Raw genomic sequence first — 16,996 nt, forward strand, 5'->3', positions numbered from 1 at the left:
CACCTCGACGTCCCTGGAGGCAACGATGCCCCGTCCCGTCCGGACCCTCGCGACGCTGACCGCCCTCGGCCTGCTCGCCGCCTGCGCGGAGCAGGGGGGTGGCGCGGCCGGCGAGCCCGCCGCCTACCCGAGCGAGGAGATCCGGCTCCTCGTCCCGTACGCGGCCGGCGGACCCACCGATCTGACCGCCCGCGCGTACGGCACCTCGCTGGAGGAGCAGCTGGGGCAGACCGTGGTGGTCGAGAACCTGCCCGGCGGTTCCGGGGCGCTCGCCACCCAGGAGCTGATCGCCGCCGAGCCCGACGGGCACACCCTGTCGCTGGTGACGGCGGGGACGCTGGTCCTCACCCCCCTGGCCAACGAGGTGGGCTACACCAAGGACGACGTCACGCCGATCGGGGTCATGTCCGAGGTGCCCTCGGTCCTGGCGGTCGGCGCCGAATCCCCGTACCGGTCCGCCGAGGATTTCTTCACCGCCGCGAGGCAGCAGCCGGGCGTCGTCACCGTCGGCGTCCCGGGCGCCTCGACCCCGCAGGGCATCGAGCTGCAGCGGCTGCGCGAGGAGTACGGCGTGGAGGTGACGGCGGTGCCGTTCAACGGCAACGCGGAGATGACGACGGCGGTGCTCGGCGGGAACGTCGACGCCGTCCTCATCAACGCCTCCTCCGACGTCACCGCGAACATCGAGGGCGGGCAGTTCCGGCCGCTGGCGGTCTCCTCGGAGGAGCGGCTGTCCTGGCTGGCGGACACGCCCACCCTGGTCGAGTCCGGCTTCCCGGAGCTGACCCTGTCCGGGTCGACGTTCGGCCTCGCCGGCCCGGCCGGGCTGCCCGACGAGGTCGTCACCGTGCTCGAGGACGCGCTGCGCACCGCGCACGACGACCCGGCGGTCGTCGAGCAGGTGGGCGAGGAGTACATCGACGAGGAGTTCCGCGGTGCCGACGAGCTGAAGGAGGTCCTCGACCGGACCCAGGAGGTGTACGAGCCCCTCCTCGGCTGACCGGTGTCGACCCTTCAGCGGCTGGAGGGTGCATCGTCAGCGGCATGAACGGGAGCGCGCTGACGACCGGGGAGCTGGCCGCGCGGCTCGGCGTCCCGGTGCGGACGGTCCGCTTCCGGTCCGGAGCTGCCCGAGGACCCGACGCCCGAGCAGGTCGGCGCCTGGCTGGAGCTGGCGCGGCTGGTGTCCGATCCGGCGTTCGCCGACCGGGTCCGGGAGATGGCGCTCGCCGGGGCCGGGGCGACGCCCGAGGAGCCCGATGCGCTCGGCGCCGGTGCCGGTCGCATGGTCTCGTCGGGCCGGCGGGCGCTGGCGGACGGCGTCGTCCCGGGCAGCCCCGCGGCGGAGGCGCCTGGCAGCTGCTCGGCGTCCTCGACGGCTGGCGCGCTGCGCCCAGCGGACTGAGGCGGTGTCCTCCCGGCTGCTGGTCCACCCCCGCTGCGCGGCCCGGCGGTGCTGCAGCCGCTCGCCGGGGAGCTGCGGCGGCGGGGGAGCGCGGTCGTCGTCCCGGTGCCCGATGAGTGGCCGGACGACGACGTCCGCTACGTGCACCTGTCGTCGTCCTACGACGCCGAGGCCGCCGCCGCGCGGGCCCGTGGCTGGACGGCGGTCGGCCACGGTACCGGCGCGCACCTGGACGTGGCCGACGACCCGGCCCGGGTCGCGGAGGCGGGCTCGGCTGACCCGGCCTCACCCCGCGGGGTGAGGGCCGGCTGGGACGGCTCGAGCCACCGCCCCGTTCCGCCGAGACCGTCGGTGACCCGCTCCCGACGGAAGGCCAGCAGTGGACGACGTACCGGCACGGCCTCCTGTCCGCGGCCTCCAGATCGCGGTCCTGTCCGGGGTGCTGGCGGCCGCGCTGGCCACCGCACACCTCGCCGTCGCGCGCGCGGCGGCCGGCTCCGAGCAGGTCCTGCTGCACCTGCTGCTCAGCGGCGCCGCGGCCGCCGGCGCCGGCGCCCTCGCGGCCCGGCGGGTGCGGCGGACCGAGGCCGACCTGGCCCGGCTGGCCTTCTCCGACGTCCTCACCGGACTGGCCAACCGGGCCCTGTTCACCGACCGGCTCGAGCTCGCCCTGCGCCGCACCGCGCGCAGCGGGGGCGAGGTGGCCGTGGTCTTTCTCGACCTGGACGGCTTCAAGGCCGTCAACGACAGCCTCGGTCACGCCGCCGGCGACCGGCTCATCCGCGAGGTGGGCCGGCTGCTGCAGTCCGCCGTCCGCACCGAGGACACGCTGGCCCGGCTCGGCGGCGACGAGTTCGCGATCCTCGTCGAGCGGTCGCCCGGCGTGGAGGAGGCCACCCGGATCGCCGAGCGGGTGCTCGCCGCGCTGGCCCGCCCGGTCGACCTGGACGGGCAGCGGGTCACCGTCTCGGCGAGCATCGGCATCGCCACCGGGGACGTCGCGGCGACGGCGTCCTCCTTGCTGCGGGACGCCGACAACGCCATGTACTGGGCCAAGGGCTCCGGGCCGGGCCGTTACGTCGTGTTCAACCCGCAGATGCGCTCGGCCGCCGCGGAGCGCCGCCAGCTCGAGGCCGACCTGTGGGCCGCGGTGGCGGGTGAGCAGTTCCGGCTGGTCTACCAGCCCGTCGTCGACCTCGGCAGCGAGCGGGTCACCGGCTTCGAGGCGCTCATCCGCTGGGACCACCCGACCCTCGGCGTCGTGCTGCCCGAGCGGTTCCTGCCGGTGGCCGAGGAGATCGGGCTGGTCCCCGACATCGGTCGGTGGGTCATCGGCGAGGCGTGCGCCGCCGCGGCCGCCTGGCGCCGCGACCACCCCGCCGCGGCCGGCCTGTCGATGGCGGTCAACGTCTCGCCGTCCCAGCTCGGGTCGCCGGGACTGCTCGAGGACGTGCGAACGGCGCTGGCGAGCAGCGGGCTGCCGCCCCCCGCCCTGGTCCTCGAGCTGACCGAGTCGGTGCTGGTGCGCGACCCGGTGCTGGCCGCCGAGCGGCTGCACGAGCTGCGCGGGCTCGGCGTGAAGGTCGCCCTCGACGACTTCGGGACCGGCTACTCCTCGCTGTCGCACCTGCGGCAGTTCGCCGTCGACATCCTCAAGATCGACCGGTCGTTCGTCAGCACCATCGACGACGCCGAGTCGATGCCGGCCATCCTGCGCGGGCTGATCAACCTCGGGCACACCCTCGACCTGGAGATCGTCGCGGAGGGCATCGAGCAGGAGCGCCAGCGCACCCACCTGCGCGACGGGCGGGTCGCGCTCGCCCAGGGCTACCTGTTCGCGGCGCCGTTGGAGCACACCGACGCCGAGCTGCTGCTGCTCGGCGGAGCCAGCACGCCCACCGAGGGGACCGGCACCGCCGCCCCCGCCTGACGCCCGGGTCGCCGCGTGCGGCGTCCTCGCCCGCGGGGCGTCCCCCCGCGCGGCGCCCCCCGCGCGGCGCCCCGCCCGCATTGATCATGGACTCGTGACATCCCGGCGTGGCGTGTCTGCGCGTGTCGGCTGCGACAACCCCGTGATCAACGGGCGGGGTGGGCGGGCGGACGGGGGACGGCGGGGGGACGTCCCTCCGCGGCCTCCCACCTGGCGTTGATCATGGGCCCGTGGCACCGAGGCGCGGCGTGTCCACGCGTGTCGGCTGCAACACCCCCTTGATCAACGCGGCCACGCCTCGTCGGCGGCCGGCGGGCACACCGCTCCACCGCGACACCGGTGGTCGCGCCGCTGTTGCACGGCCGATTCCGCAGGTAGCGGGCGCGACGGCGGGGTAGGGGCCCGCCATGACGGTGATCGGGTTCCACAACTCGCACGAGCAGGTGCACCCCGCCGAGCTGCTGCGCGCGGTGCAGCACGCCGAGGAGGTCGGTTTCACCGCCGCCATGTGCTCCGACCACTTCGCGCCCTGGAACAAGGCGCAGGGGCACTCGGGCTTCGCCTGGTCCTGGCTGGGCGCCGCCCTCGCCACCACCGGCCTGCCGTGCGGCGTGGTCAACGCGCCGGGGCAGCGCTACCACCCGGCGATCATCGCCCAGGGCGCCGCGACGCTGGCCGCCATGTTCCCCGGGCGCTTCTGGATGGCTCTGGGCAGCGGCCAGGTGATGAACGAGCGCATCACCGGGGAGGCGTGGCCTCCCAAGCGGATCCGGGACGCCCGGCTGCGCGAGTGCGTCGACGTCATCCGCGCCCTCCTGGCCGGCGAGGAGGTCACCCACCGTGGGCTGGTGGACGTCGAGCGGGCCAGGATCTGGTCCCTGCCCGACCAGCAGCCCGCCCTCATCGGCCCGGTGATGAGCGTGCCCACGGCGCGGCACCACGCCGACTGGGCCGACGGCTTCATCACCATCAACCAGCCGCACGAGACGCTGCGCGAGCTGACCGGCGCCTACCGGGACGCCGGCGGCCGTGGGCGGCTGGTGCTCCAGGTGCACCTCTGCTGGGACCCCGACCTGGACCGGGCGAAGGCCATCGCCTACGAGCAGTGGCACACCAACACGTTCCCCCCGCCGCTGTGCTGGGACATCGACGGCCCGGAGGCCTTCGAGCAGGCCAGTCAGCACGTGCCGCAGGAGGCGGTGGAGAGCGCCGTCCTGGTCAGCTCCGACCTCGGGCAGCACGCCGAGTGGATCGCCGAGTACGCCGAGCTCGGCTTCGACGAGATCTACCTCCACCACGTCGGCAAGGAGCAGCTGCCCTTCCTCGACGCCTTCGGGGAGCACGTCCTCCCACAGCTCGACGTGACGCGCCCGGCTCCTGCGGTGGCCACCGACCCGGCCGCCCCGTCGCAGCCGCGCCGTCCCCACCAGGAACCGCAGCCGGCCGCGCTCCCGTGAGCGGGCACGTCACCGTCCGCGTCGTCAGCCAGGACGACGTCCCCGCCCTCACCGCCCTGCTCGTGGCCAACCGTGACCACCTGACGCCGTGGGAGCCCACGCGCCCGGACGAGCACTGGACCGAGGAGTTCCAGCGGCACGACACCGCCCGGTTGCTCGACCTGCACCGCCTCGGCGGCATCCTGCCCGGCGTGGTCCTCCTGGACGGCGAGCCGGTCGGACGGATCACCGTGAACAACGTCGTCCACGGGCCCTTCCTCTCCGGCGACCTCGGCTACTGGGTCTCCCGGCACGTCACCGGGCGCGGGGTCGCCACCGCCGCCGTCGCCGCGATGGCCCGGTGGGCGTTCGGCGAGGCCGCCCTGCACCGGCTGCAGGCCGGCACCCTGCTGCACAACGCCGCCTCCCAGCGGGTGCTGCGCAAGAGCAGCTTCACGCCGATCGGCGTCGCGCCCCGGTACCTGCGCATCGCCGGCGAGTGGCAGGACCACGTGCTCTTCCAGCTGCTCCACGAGCCCGGGATGCGGTAGGGACGCTGTCATGCGGATCACCGACACCGCCGACCTGTGGTGGAAGAACGCCGTCGTCTACTGCCTCGACGTCGAGACCTACATGGACTGGGACGGCGACGGCTGCGGCGACCTCCCGGGCCTCGCCCAGCGCATCGACCACCTGGCCGACCTCGGCGTGACCTGCCTGTGGCTGATGCCCTTCTACCCGACCGCCGAGCGCGACGACGGCTACGACATCACCGACTTCTACGGCGTCGACCCGCGGCTGGGCACCCACGGCGACCTGGTCGAGGTCATCCGCACCGCCAGCGACCGGGGCATGCGGGTCATCGCCGACCTGGTGGTCAACCACACCTCCGTCCAGCACCCCTGGTTCCGGCGCGCCCGGCAGAGCCGCGACGACCCCTTCCACGACTTCTACGTCTGGCGGGACGACGAGCCGCCGGACAGCTCCGACCAGGTCGTCTTCCCCGACCAGGAGCGAGGCGTCTGGACCTTCAACGAGCCCACCGGCGAGTGGTACCTGCACCGCTTCTACAAGGAGCAACCCGACCTGAACGTGGCCAACCCCCGCGTACGCGACGAGGTCGCCAAGGTCATGGGCTTCTGGTTGCAACTGGGGCTGTCGGGGTTCCGCGTCGACGCCGTCCCCTTCTTCCTCGAGGTGCAGGAGGAGGACCGCGAGTGCTTCCCGGACCCGCACCAGTACCTGCGCGCGCTGCGCCAGCTGGTCGGCCGCCGCACCGGCGACGGGATCCTGCTCGGCGAGGTGAACCTGCCGCACGAGCAGCAGGTCGACTTCTTCGGCGGGACCGACGGCGACGAGCTGACGATGCTCTTCGACTTCGTCGGCATGCAGGCCCTCTACCTGTCCCTGGCCCGCGCGGACGCCGGCCCGCTCGCAACCGCCCTCCGGGACCGCCCGGCGATCAGCCCCGACAGCCAGTGGGCCACGTTCGTCCGCAACCACGACGAGCTCACCCTCGACAAGCTCTCCGACGACGAGCGCCAGGAGGTCTTCGCCGCCTTCGGCCCCGAGGAGCGGATGCAGGTCTACGGCCGCGGGCTGCGCCGCAGGCTGCCCCCGATGCTGGACGGCGACCCGCGCCGGGTGCGGATGGTCTACAGCCTGCTGTTCTCCCTGCCGGGCACCCCGGTGCTCTTCTACGGCGAGGAGATCGGCATGGGGGAGGACCTCTCCGCCGAGGGACGCCTGGCCGTCCGGACGCCGATGCAGTGGACGTCGGAGCCGGGCGGCGGCTTCTCGACCGCTGACCCCGACCGGCTGCCCGGCCCGGTGGTCGACGGTGGGTTCGCGCCGCGCTTCGTCAACGTCGCCGACCAGCGCCGCGACCCCGACTCGCTGCTGGCGTTCGTGACCCTGCTGATCCGCCGGTACCGCGAGTCGCCCGAGCTGGGCTGGGGTGCCTTCACCCTCCTCGAGCAGCCGCACCCCGAGGTGCTGGCCCACCTGTGCAGCTGGGACGACGGCGCGCTGGTCGCCGTCCACAACCTCGGCGCGGAGCCGCGCACCGTCCCGCTGACCCTCGAGGGCTGCGACGCCGGGCACCGGCTGGTGGACCTGCTGCAGGAAGGCGAGCAGCCGGTCGGCGCGGACGGCGGGGTCGAGCTGACCCTCGACGGCTACGGCTACCGCTGGCTGCGGGTGGTCGGGCCGCACAGCCGCCGGCTGGTCTGACGCAGGATCGGCCCGGCGTCCCGGTGGACGACGTCGTCCGGAGGGGTGCCCAGGCCCGCCAGCGCGGCGACGAAGCCGGGTGGCGCGGGCAGGTCGTGCAGCCACACCGGTTCCCGCCCCTCCCGGTAGAGCACCCGCGGCGCTGCGGACGGTGCGGTGAGGACCAGCCCCTCCGGGGGGATGCCGAGGCCCTCGCCGGTCGCCTTGAGCACCGCCTCCCGGCGCACCCAGCAGACGCTGAACGCGCACGGCTGAGCGGCGGCCGGCAGCCGCGCCACGTGCTTCCGCTCCGCCTCGGGCAGCGCGCACGCGGACAGCTCCTCGAGCTCACCGGGCGCGAACCGCCCGACCTCCTCGACGTCCACGCCCACCCGGCCACCCGGCAGGACGGCGACGACGACGCAGTGGCCCGAGTGGGAGATCGAGAAGTCCGGGCCGTCGGCGTCGGCCAGCCGGGGCCGGCCGTGCGGTGAGCCGCAGGTGACGCACGTCCGGTCGATGCGCAGCTCGGCCGGTGGCGTCCCGAGCGCGGTGCCCAGGACCAGCCGGGCGACCGCCGCGCCCGCCGTCATCCGCTGCCGGTCCGCCGGGCGGGCCAGCCGCGCCCGGCGCGCCAGGTCGGCCTCGCCGAGCAGTGCGTCGTGCTCCGGGCGCACGTCGCCCGGCCGGGCCCACCACACCTGGCAGACCCCGGGCAGCGGCGCGACGTCGGGTCCGGACCGCGGCCAGGGCGGCCGTCCGTAGCTGGATCGCACCTGGTCACCTCCCGTCCACGGCGCCCGCGGGGGACGCCGCATTCCCGAGGACCGCCCGACGAGCCCGTCCCGCTGCCCGGCCCACCAGGCTCTCCAGCGGCCCCTGGGGATGCCGGCGGCGCCACAGGGGGGCGAAGAGCAGCGACCCGGCCACGAGGAACAGGTACTGCCCCACCTCCGAGTCGTCGAACACGCCGACCGCGATGACGAGGACGTGGGCGCTGTAGAGCGTCAGCGTCATGGCCCCCGCCGCCTGCAGCGGCCGCAGCAGGCGGTCGACGACGTGCACCCGGGTCAGGAGGAGCGACCCGCCCAGCACGGCGAGCGCCGACCCCGTCGCGTGCAGGACGTCGAGCGTCGTGTGCGCGTGCGGGCCGGACAGCGCCAGGTACCACCACGACGACGCCTGCTCCGGTTCCCACAGCAGGGTCGTCGCGTCCTCCCCGGTCGCGGCCGTCAGCCGGTCCAGGCCACCGAAGGGGTACAGGAGGACGTCGGAGACCGACTTCGCCGCGACGGCCAGGGCGGCGCCGCCGCCGAGCAGCCAGACCGCCACCCGTCTCGAGGTCAGGTCGAGCCTGCCGACGGCGAGCCCGGCGCACACGTACGCCAGGTACACCACCACCGGATAGGGCCCGGTCAGGAACAGCGAGGACAGCAGGCCGAGCGGCTCGGTCACCACGGTGAGCAGCGTCGGGGTGTCGGCGTGGATGTGGGGGAGGTCCAGGTCGGACGTCGTCACCAGCAGGACCGGGCCGGCCACCGCCAGCGCGGCCGCGAGGCTGCCCAGGACCGCGGGCGAGAGGCCCAGCAGCGGGATCGCCAGCAGGAAGAGCATGGCGTAGGCGGGGAGGATCACCTCGATGCCGGTCCCGGTGAGGCCGAGCAGCAGGCCGATCAGCCCGATGGCCAGCGCCCTGACCGCGAGGCCCGCCGCGGCTGCCGTGCGTGCGCGGCCCTCCAGCCGACGGCGACCGCCGGAGAGGAACGCGATGCTCACCCCGGCCACCACGGCGAAGGTGGCGGCCGATCGTCCCCCGGCGACGATCGTCGGCGTCGTGGGCGCCCCGTCCTCGATCGCGTCCCAGACGTGCACCGCCATCATCCCGAAGAGGGCCAGGCCGCGGGCGACGTCGACACCGGTCACGCGGGGCCTGACCGGCGACACCCCCGGCGCCACCGGTGGCGACGCGGACGCGCAGGCGGTCACCGGCCCGCCTCGCCCGCCGGGTCGGTCGATCCCCTCACCCGTGCCGCCGCAGCTCGGTGAAGAAGTCCTCGACGACCTGCAGTTCTCCGGCGGCGACGATCTGGTCGTACACCGCCTTGCCCACCGCCAGGTCGAGGACGCCGAGACCGAACGGCGAGAACACGACCGGCCGGCCCTCGGGCACCGTCACCCGACCGGCCATCACGTCGGCGAGCGTGCCGAGCAGGAAGTCCCGGTTGCCGGTCAGCTGCTCGACCAGGTGCGGGGACGTGTTCGCCTTGAGGCAGTGCTCGACGTCGTCCACCAGGTTGGTCGAGGCCAGCAGCACCTCCGGCGCGAGGTCGCGCAGCGACACGTGCAGCACCAGCGGGGCGTGGTCGAAGGCCGACACGTCGCTGACGTACGGCTCCGCGGAGACTGTGGCGAACACGACCAGGTCGCTGGCGCGGATGAGCTCCTCGGCCGTGCCGTGCACGGTGAGCCGGGCCGACGTCCCCGAGGTCTCCAGGTAGCCGCGGAAGCCGGCCGCGCTGTCGGCGGAGAGGTCGTGCACGCCGATCTCGTCGAACGACCAGCCGGTGGCGGCGAGGTAGGTGTGCACGTACCGGGCGATGAGCCCGGTCCCGACGAAGCCGACCCGGGTCGGGCGGCCGCCGCTGCGGCCCCGGCTCAGCCAGTCGGCGGCCGCGGCTGCCGAGGCCGCCGTCCGGCTGGCGCTGATCACCGACGCCTCCATGCAGGCGAACGGGTAGCCGGTGTCGTGGTCGTTGAGGATGAGCACGGCCGAGGCCCGCGGGATCCCGGCGGCCACGTTCTCCGGGAAGCTGGAGATCCACTTCATCCCGTCGACGCGGACGTCGCCGCCGACGGAGGCCGGCAGCGCGATGATCCGCGCCGAGGGACGGTCGGTGAAGCGCAGGAAGTAGGACGGCGGGTTGACCGTGTCGCCCTCCGCGTGCAGCAGGTACGTGGCCTCGACGAGCTCGACGATCTGCTTCTCGCGCCCGTGCAGGGCGGACTGGACCTGCGCACCGGGGACCACCGCGAACGGCGGCACGGTGAGTTGCTGGGACATGGGGCTCCTGGGAGGAAGGGACGGGAGGCGTCAGGCGGTCGGCCCGTGCTCGGTCAGGCGGGTCGGGTCGGCGAGCCCGACCAGCACCTCGCGGGGGCCCTCGTAGGCCTCCCGGCTGTGCGCGGTGCGGATGTTGTCGACCAGCAGCAGGTCGCCGTCCTGCCAGGGGTCCCGCGCGGTGTGGGCCTCGTAGACCTCGTTGACGACCTGCACGACGTCCTCGCCGATCGGGTCGCCGTTGCCGAACCGCGTGTTGAACGGCAACCCGTCCTCGCCGTACACGTCCACGAGGTACTCGCGCACCTCCTCGGCCAGCGTCCACTGGTTGAGGAAGGCGACCTGGTTGAACCAGCACCGCTCCCCGGTCACGGGGTGGCGGACGACGGCGCTGCGCCGTTGCCGGGTGCGCAGGCCACCGTCGGGCTGCCACTCGAACTCGATCCCGTTGGCCCGGCAGTAACCCTCGACGGCGCCCCGGTCGTCGGTGCCGAAGGCCTCCTCGACCGAGGCCCCGATCTCGTCGTTGTAGCTGCGGGTGAGCATCCAGCCCTCCCGCTCGAAGCGGGCCACCAGATCCGCCGGCAGCGCGGTGAGGACGGTGGGTGCGTCGGCGACCGCGGTCGCCCCGCCCGCGGTGGGCGCGGTGAGGCAGGCGAAGAGCAGCAGGCCGGGCACCTCGAGCGTGTAGCTGAGTTCGTGGTGCATGCACATCGGTTGGTTGGCCTGCCACGGCGTGCTCGAGTACAGCCCGCCGGGTCGGGGCTCCCGGGGGGCGAAGGCCTCCCGCTCGCCGACCAGCCGGTCGGTCAGCCGGCCGGCCACGGCGGCGACCGCGTCGGCGTCGGCCAGCCCCAGGCCGCGGACCAGCACCGACCCGTGCTCGAGGACGGCGGCGCGCAGCGCGCTGCGGTGCTCGGCGGCCCAGGCCACGGCGTCGCCGGCGGTGTCGGCGCGGAGGATCGGGGGGCTCCCAGGGCGCACTTCCACGTCCAGCAGGGAGGAGGACGTCATGAGGCACTGCCTTCCGGAGTTCGGGGGGAGGGGACGGAGGAGACGCCGGCGCGCTCGTCGAGCAGCGCGGCGAGGGCGGCGAGGTCCGGTGCGGCCTGGAGCTCCTTCAGCGACACCGCGCGGCCCAGGGCGACCAGGAGCTTCACCGCCGACAGGGAGGTCCCGCCGAGGGCGGCGAAGGAGTCCCGCCGGCCGATCTGGTCGGCCGGGACGCCGAGCACCGTCGACCAGACGTCGGCCAGCCGCCGCTCGCTCGGCGTGGTCGGTGCGTCGTGGTCCTGGCTGCCGGTGAGCAGTTCCCCGGCCAGCGCGGTGAGCGCCTTGGTGTCGACCTTGCCGTTGGGGGTCAGCGGCAGTGCCGGCTGCCGGTGGAAGGCCCGCGGCACCATGTACGCCGGCAGAGATCCGGCGAGGGTGTTCCGCAGGACGTCGTCCGGGATCGGTTCGGCGCCGGTCCAGAAGGCGACCAGGTGCCGGGTGCGGTCGGGACCCTCGGCGACGACCACCGCGCCGTCGCGCACGCCCGGCACGCGCAGCAGGGTGTTCTCGATCTCACCGATCTCGATGCGGAAGCCGGAGATCTTCACCTGGCTGTCCCGCCGGCCGAGGAAATCCAGCTCGCCACCGGGCAGCCAGCGGCCGGAGTCGCCGCTGCGGTAGAGCCGCCGGCCCGGTCGGTACGGGTCGGGCACGAAGGCGGCCCGGGTCCGCTCGGGGTCGTTGACGTAGCCGCGGCCGACGCAGACGCCGGAGAAGGCGATCTCGCCGGGCGCGCCCAGGGGCACCGGCACCAGGTGCTCGTCGACGACCCGCACCTCGACGTTGGCGATCGGCCGGCCCAGCGGCACCCGGTCGGTGTCGGGCACCGCCCGCAGCACCGCGTGGTTGGTGTCGTCGGAGGTCTCGGTCAGCCCGTAGGCGTTGACCAGCGCGATGCCCGGCTGTGCGGCGAACCAGCGCTGCACGAGTTCCTTCTTCACCGCCTCGCCGGTGACGGAGACGCAGCGCAGGTCCGGCAGCGTCCGGGGGTGCGCCTCGAGGTAGGTCAGCACCACCTCGAGGTAGGAGGGCACCACCTGCACCACCGCGACGTGCTCGTCGACCAGCCGGTCGACGAAGCGCTCCGCGTCGAGGACGACGTCCTGGGGGACGAGCACCGTCCGGCCGCCGACCACGAGCGCCGACACCAGCTGCCACAGCGAGATGTCGAAGCACTGCGGGGCGACCTGGGCGACCACCCGCCCCTCGGCGATGCCGAGGTCGTCGATCTTGGCCAGGACGTGGTTGAGCATCCCGGCGTGCTCGCACATCGCACCCTTGGGCTCACCCGTCGATCCGGAGGTGAAGTAGAGGTACGCCAGCTGGTCGGGGCCGACCTGCACCCCGGGGGCGGTGGCCGGGTGCCCCTCGGCCGCGGCGTCGCCGACGGCCAGCGCCTGGACACCGGGCAGCCCGGTCAGCGCGTCGTCGAGCGAGGCGGTGCTGCCCGGCTCGGTGAGCGCCAGACGGCACTCCGCGCGGGTCAGCACCCGGGCGATCCGGTCGGCCGGGAAGTGCGGCTCGAGCGGCAGGTACGCGCCGCCGGCCTTGAACACGGCCAGCACGGCGGTCAGCCAGTCCAGGTCGCGCTCGGTGACCACCGCGACGACGTCCTCGGGCTGGAGGCCGCGGGCGAGCAGGGCCCGGGCGACCTGGTTGGCGCGGCCGTCGAGTTCGCCGTAGCTGATCTGCTCCTCGCCGTGGACGGCGGCGACGTCGTCCGGGTGCCGGCGGGCCTGTTCCTCGATGAGCTGGTGCACCCGCCGGTCGGGCAGCTCGCGGTGCGGCCCGGCCAGCCCGTCGATCTGCAGCACCAGCTCCTCCGCCGAGAGCAGCACGGCGGTCATCGGGTCGGCGTCCGGGTCGGCGACCAGCTCGTCCAGCGCGGTGCGGTGGTAGCCGCCGATCCGCGCGGCCGCCTCCGCGTCGAACGCGTCGGTGCGGTACCGCAGCCGCAGGGTCAGCCGCTCGCCGCGGTGCACCGGCACGATCGCCAGCACCGCGCCGCCGGGCAGCTCGCCGCCGGCGCCGGTGGGGTCGAACACCGCCTCGGACGACGGCCCGGAGGTGCCGAGCTCGCGGCGGAGGGCGGAGAGGTCGGCGTGCCGGTGCGCCAGCAGCCCGGACTCGGTCGTCGCGGCCGCCCGCACCAGCTGCCGCCACGAGCCGGCGTCCACCCGCAGCCGGCAGGGCAGCGGGGTCCCGCCGTCCGCGGCGACGTAGCCGGTGACGACGTCGGGCTCGCCGGTCAGCGCGGCCAGCACGCGGACGTGCCCGGCCAGCAGCACCGATCCCAGCGGGACCGCGAGCCGGTCGGCCAGCCGGCGCAGCGCGACCAGGGTGACGGCGGGCAGCGAAACCTCGACCTCTGCGGTGCCGGGCACCGGGTGGGGGGCCCAGCGGGGGAGGGCCGTCGCCCCCCCGGCGAGGAGCACCTCCCGCCAGAACGCCCGGTCGACGTCCGTGCTCGGGCGGGTGCCGATGGCGGTCACCGGGACCCCGCCAGGTGGCGCTGGGTGGCGCGGTGCCGGCCGCTCCTGCGCGGCAGCGGGACGGTCGAGGACGGACCGGGCGCGCCGTCGTCCTCCCGGAACAGTGCCATGAGCTCCTCCACGGACAGGCTGGGGCGTTCGGTGGGGACGTCGTCACGGGGACGCGGAACGGGGGTGGGGGTGGGGGTGGGGACGGCGGCGGGGAGCGGGGTCAGCTCGACGGCGGGGTTGCCGCCCCAGTGCTCACCCGGCGGCACCTGCTCGCCCTTCATGAGGAAGGTGTCGGCGGCGAGGACCGCGCCGTCGCCGATCGTCGTGCCGTAGTGGACGTAGGCGCCGACGCCCAGGGTGCAGCGGGACCCGACGGTGATCAGGTCGGACTTGAAGCCGCCGTCCTCCTGGGAGTGGGACTGGAGCATGGTGCGGGCGTTGAGCGTGCACTCGTCCCCGATCGTGACGAAGGACTTCTCGATGACCGCGCAGCCGTCGTCGAAGACCCGCTTGCCGATCCGGACGCCCAGCCCGCGCCAGAGGAGGTTCTTGAAGGGCGTGCCGTTGAGGACGTGCACGTACCTCACGGCCGGCACCTTCCAGAACCGCTCGTGCCGCCAGAACGCCTGGTCGTAGATCGAGATGCCGTCCGGCCTCAGGGCCTTCATCCAGGCGACGGACCGCTCGACCAGGACCCAGTACGAGATGCCCACCACGAGGAGGACGGCGTTGAAGAGCGCGACCACCGAGGCGCCGTGGTTGCTGTACAGCTCCAGGACCGACGCCGTGAGCACGGTGAACAGGAAGACGTAGAACCACCGCACCAGCAGGTACAGCGCCATCGAGACGATGTTGTGCCTGTTCTTCGCGGCCAGCCGGCGCCGGACCTCCTCGGGGGTGACCTGGCCGAGCCGTGCGTCCCGAGCGACCGTGCGCGGGATCTCGAAGCTGGGGGAGCCCAGCAGTCCGACGTCCTGCCGGACCTCGCCGTCGACCGGCACCTGGACCTTCGTCGCGAGGAGGCAGTTGTCGCCCGTCCTGCCCTGTGCGGGGTAGACGACGTTGTTGCCGAGGAAGTTGTCGGCGCCGATCTCCGTCCGGGCCAGCCGGAAGGACGAGTTCGAGAACTCCGCGTTGATCAGCGACAGGCCGCAGGCGATCATCGTGCCGCGCCCGACCTTCGCCATGAACGGCGTCTCGTGCGTGATCAGCGAGCCGAAGTTGGAGCCCGTCTGCTGGACCTGGGACAGGTCGTACCCGAGGGCCCGCAGGTAGTGGACGATGTAGGAGCAGTCCCCGAAGAAGAACGCGAAGAACCGGCTGTTGGTCAAGCGGGCGATTCCCCGGTGGACCGAGTAGTGGAAGCCGTACAGGGGATAGACCCGGTCCGGCTCGATGAACAGGTTGAGCACGCGGGGGACGGTGACCTGGACGAGAAGGCCGACGAGGAAGAAGCCGAAGAAGATGATGGCCGAGGTGACCAGGGCGTCCCGGTAGAAGCTCCACTGCGTGTAGGCCGCCTCCCCGGGATCGAGGAGGGCGCCGATCCACGGGAACGCGATCGTCAGGAACGCCAGGGCTCCGAGCCCCAGCGGCACGGTGAACACGAGACTGGTCAGCACCTGCGTGAGGCCGTAGACGAACCTCCTGGAGGCCCCGAGGTCGACCTCCTCGACGCCCCGGAAGTCCGCCGTCGTCGGCTGCGCCGGGGAACCGTGCCAGTGCTCGCCGTCCGGCACGGACTGACCGGTCTGCAGGGACGAGGCGTGACCCAGTTGCGCCCCGTCGCCCATGGCGGTCCCGATGTCCAGCACGGTCGCCTCGCCGACGAACACGTGCGCCCCGAGGGTGACCGGGCCGGTCTCGATGACGCCGTCGTGGGCGCGGTAGCAGTTGAAGAACGACTCCTTGCGGATGACCGTGCCGTCGCCGATGGTCAGCAGGTCGGTGCAGACCGGGACGTTGCGGGAGTAGATCGCCACGCCCCGACCGATCTTCGCGCCCAGCGCCCGCAGGTACAGCACGTGGAGCGGTGAGCTGGAACTGGTGTGCGATCGGCCGCCGGTCAGCATCACCAGGGGGTTCGCCCGGATCAGCGTCTTGACGACCCAGAAGCGGACGTAGGCCAGGCTCCAGACGGGGATCTGCTGGGGCTTCCACCGGCCGATCAGCACCCACTTGGCCACGATCGGGAAGACGCAGAGACCCACGGTGGTCGCGCCGCCGAAGACGACTGCCCGCAGGTAGTCCTGCAGCAGGGTGCCCCCGTCGAGGATCCAGACGAACCCCTGGATGAACAGCAGCGCGCTGACGCAGGAGTAGGCGAGGAAGATCAGGGCCTGCAGCACTCCGCACAGCACGTACTCGACGCCGCTGGCCCGCCGGACCGTGCGGGCCGGAGCCTCCGGCGCCGGGGTGGCGTCGGCCGGCTCGGCGACCGCCGGGGCCGGCTCGGCCACGGCCGCTGCCAGGCTCCGCAGCGTGGGGTGCGCGTAGACGTCCTTGATGGAGACCGCGGGCAGGTCCGGGTGCTTGCGCACGCGGGCGCAGAAGCGGGCCATGACCATCGAGTCCGCGCCCAGGTCCTCGAAGACGTGCGCGCCCGGGTCGACGGAGTCCACGCCCAGCACCTCGGCGAGCACCGCCGCCAGGCCCGACGTGACCGGGTCGGCCGCCGGCGCGGGAGCCAGCGCGCCGGCCAGGCCGCGCAGCGTCGGGTGTGCGTAGACGTCCTTGATGGAGACCGCGGGCAGGTCCGGGTGCTTGCGCACGCGGGCGCAGAAGCGGGCCATGACCATCGAGTCCGCGCCCAGGTCCTCGAAGACGTGCGCGCCCGGGTCGACGGAGTCCACGCCCAGCACCTCGGCGAGCACCGCCGCCAGGCCCGACGTGACCGGGTCGGCCGCCGGCGCGGGAGCCAGCGCGCCGGCCAGGCCGCGCAGCGTCGGGTGTGCGTAGACGTCCTTGATGGAGACCGCGGGCAGGTCCGGGTGCTTGCGCACGCGGGCGCAGAAGCGGGCCATGATCATGGAGTCCGCGCCCAGGTCCTCGAAGACGTGCGCGCCCGGGTCGACGGAGTCGACCTGCAGCACCTCGGCCAGGACGGCGGTGAACCCGGTGAGGACCGGGTCGGCCGCCGGCGCGGGAGCCAGCGCGCCGGCCAGGCCGCGCAGCGTCGGGTGTGCGTAGACGTCCTTGATGGAGACCGCGGGCAGGTCCGGGTGCTTGCGCACGCGGGCGCAGAAGCGGGCCATGACCATGGAGTCCGCGCCCAGGTCCTCGAAGACGTGCGCGCCGGGGTCGACGGAGTCGACCTGCAGCACCTCGGCCAGCACCGCGGCGTAGCCGGTGAGCACCGGGTCGGCCGCCGGCGCGGGAGCGACCGCGCCGGCGGAGACCAGGTCCACGGGGTGTCCCAGC

At 74.0% G+C, this 16,996-nt stretch carries 12 protein-coding genes; 6 read left to right on the plus strand and 6 right to left on the minus strand.

Annotation, left to right across the window (positions count from 1 at the left end; all coding sequences use genetic code 11):
- Window positions 1-25: 25 nt before the first annotated feature.
- From ACWIX3_RS14960 to ACWIX3_RS14985, 6 genes are all read left to right on the plus strand, one after another.
- Window positions 26-1,000, plus strand: coding sequence for a tripartite tricarboxylate transporter substrate binding protein (locus tag ACWIX3_RS14960; protein WP_448608143.1), 975 nt, complete (start codon window positions 26-28; stop codon window positions 998-1,000).
- 183 nt (window positions 1,001-1,183) lie between these two features.
- Window positions 1,184-1,405, plus strand: a complete 222-nt coding sequence (locus ACWIX3_RS14965; RefSeq protein WP_448608144.1) for a hypothetical protein — start codon at window positions 1,184-1,186, stop codon at window positions 1,403-1,405.
- 379 nt (window positions 1,406-1,784) lie between these two features.
- On the plus strand, window positions 1,785-3,335 hold the full coding sequence (locus ACWIX3_RS14970) for a putative bifunctional diguanylate cyclase/phosphodiesterase (RefSeq protein WP_448608145.1): 1,551 nt from the start codon (window positions 1,785-1,787) through the stop codon (window positions 3,333-3,335).
- 407 nt (window positions 3,336-3,742) lie between these two features.
- Complete coding sequence (locus ACWIX3_RS14975) at window positions 3,743-4,792, plus strand: TIGR03885 family FMN-dependent LLM class oxidoreductase (protein ID WP_448608146.1); 1,050 nt, start codon at window positions 3,743-3,745, stop codon at window positions 4,790-4,792.
- Entirely contained in the window at window positions 4,789-5,322 is a 534-nt protein-coding gene (locus tag ACWIX3_RS14980) for a GNAT family N-acetyltransferase (protein WP_448608147.1), read from the plus strand. Before ACWIX3_RS14975 ends, ACWIX3_RS14980 begins: the two co-directional genes overlap by 4 nt.
- 10 nt (window positions 5,323-5,332) lie before the next feature.
- Complete coding sequence (locus ACWIX3_RS14985) at window positions 5,333-7,003, plus strand: alpha-amylase family protein (RefSeq protein WP_448608148.1); 1,671 nt, start codon at window positions 5,333-5,335, stop codon at window positions 7,001-7,003.
- On the opposite strand, the gene ACWIX3_RS14990 is transcribed toward ACWIX3_RS14985, so the two are convergent.
- From ACWIX3_RS14990 to ACWIX3_RS15015, 6 genes are all read right to left on the minus strand, one after another.
- A complete protein-coding gene (locus ACWIX3_RS14990) occupies window positions 6,955-7,758 on the minus strand; it encodes a 4'-phosphopantetheinyl transferase family protein (RefSeq protein WP_448608149.1) in 804 nt (267 codons plus the stop codon). The two genes, ACWIX3_RS14985 and ACWIX3_RS14990, sit on opposite strands and share 49 nt — an antisense overlap.
- Window positions 7,759-7,762: 4 nt before the next feature.
- Window positions 7,763-8,905 carry a DUF418 domain-containing protein gene (locus ACWIX3_RS14995; RefSeq protein ID WP_448608150.1) on the minus strand — a complete coding sequence of 381 codons (1,143 nt, stop codon included), beginning with the start codon at window positions 8,903-8,905 and terminating at the stop codon, window positions 7,763-7,765.
- Between the two features lie 97 nt (window positions 8,906-9,002).
- Window positions 9,003-10,043 carry a 2,3-diaminopropionate biosynthesis protein SbnB gene (gene sbnB, locus ACWIX3_RS15000; RefSeq protein WP_448608151.1) on the minus strand — a complete coding sequence of 347 codons (1,041 nt, stop codon included), beginning with the start codon at window positions 10,041-10,043 and terminating at the stop codon, window positions 9,003-9,005.
- 30 nt (window positions 10,044-10,073) lie between these two features.
- Window positions 10,074-11,054, minus strand: a complete 981-nt coding sequence (locus tag ACWIX3_RS15005) for a TauD/TfdA family dioxygenase (RefSeq protein WP_448608152.1) — start codon at window positions 11,052-11,054, stop codon at window positions 10,074-10,076.
- Entirely contained in the window at window positions 11,051-13,585 is a 2,535-nt protein-coding gene (locus tag ACWIX3_RS15010) for a non-ribosomal peptide synthetase (protein ID WP_448608153.1), read from the minus strand. The genes ACWIX3_RS15005 and ACWIX3_RS15010 overlap by 4 nt, the downstream gene beginning before the upstream one ends.
- Window positions 13,582-16,983, minus strand: a complete 3,402-nt coding sequence (locus ACWIX3_RS15015; protein ID WP_448608154.1) for a Pls/PosA family non-ribosomal peptide synthetase — start codon at window positions 16,981-16,983, stop codon at window positions 13,582-13,584. The genes ACWIX3_RS15010 and ACWIX3_RS15015 overlap by 4 nt, the downstream gene beginning before the upstream one ends.
- Window positions 16,984-16,996 lie beyond the last annotated feature (13 nt).

It is taken from the genome of Geodermatophilus sp. URMC 60, assembly GCF_053502585.1.

Bases quoted from the DNA above. Each gene is read 5' to 3' on its own strand.
- ACWIX3_RS14985 (WP_448608148.1), top strand. From the start codon at position 5,333: ATGCGGATCACCGACACCGCCGACCTGTGGTGGAAGAACGCCGTCGTC.
- ACWIX3_RS15005 (WP_448608152.1), bottom strand. From the start codon at position 11,054: ATGACGTCCTCCTCCCTGCTGGACGTGGAAGTGCGCCCTGGGAGCCCC.
- sbnB (WP_448608151.1), bottom strand. From the start codon at position 10,043: ATGTCCCAGCAACTCACCGTGCCGCCGTTCGCGGTGGTCCCCGGTGCG.
- ACWIX3_RS14960 (WP_448608143.1), top strand. From the start codon at position 26: ATGCCCCGTCCCGTCCGGACCCTCGCGACGCTGACCGCCCTCGGCCTG.
- ACWIX3_RS14975 (WP_448608146.1), top strand. From the start codon at position 3,743: ATGACGGTGATCGGGTTCCACAACTCGCACGAGCAGGTGCACCCCGCC.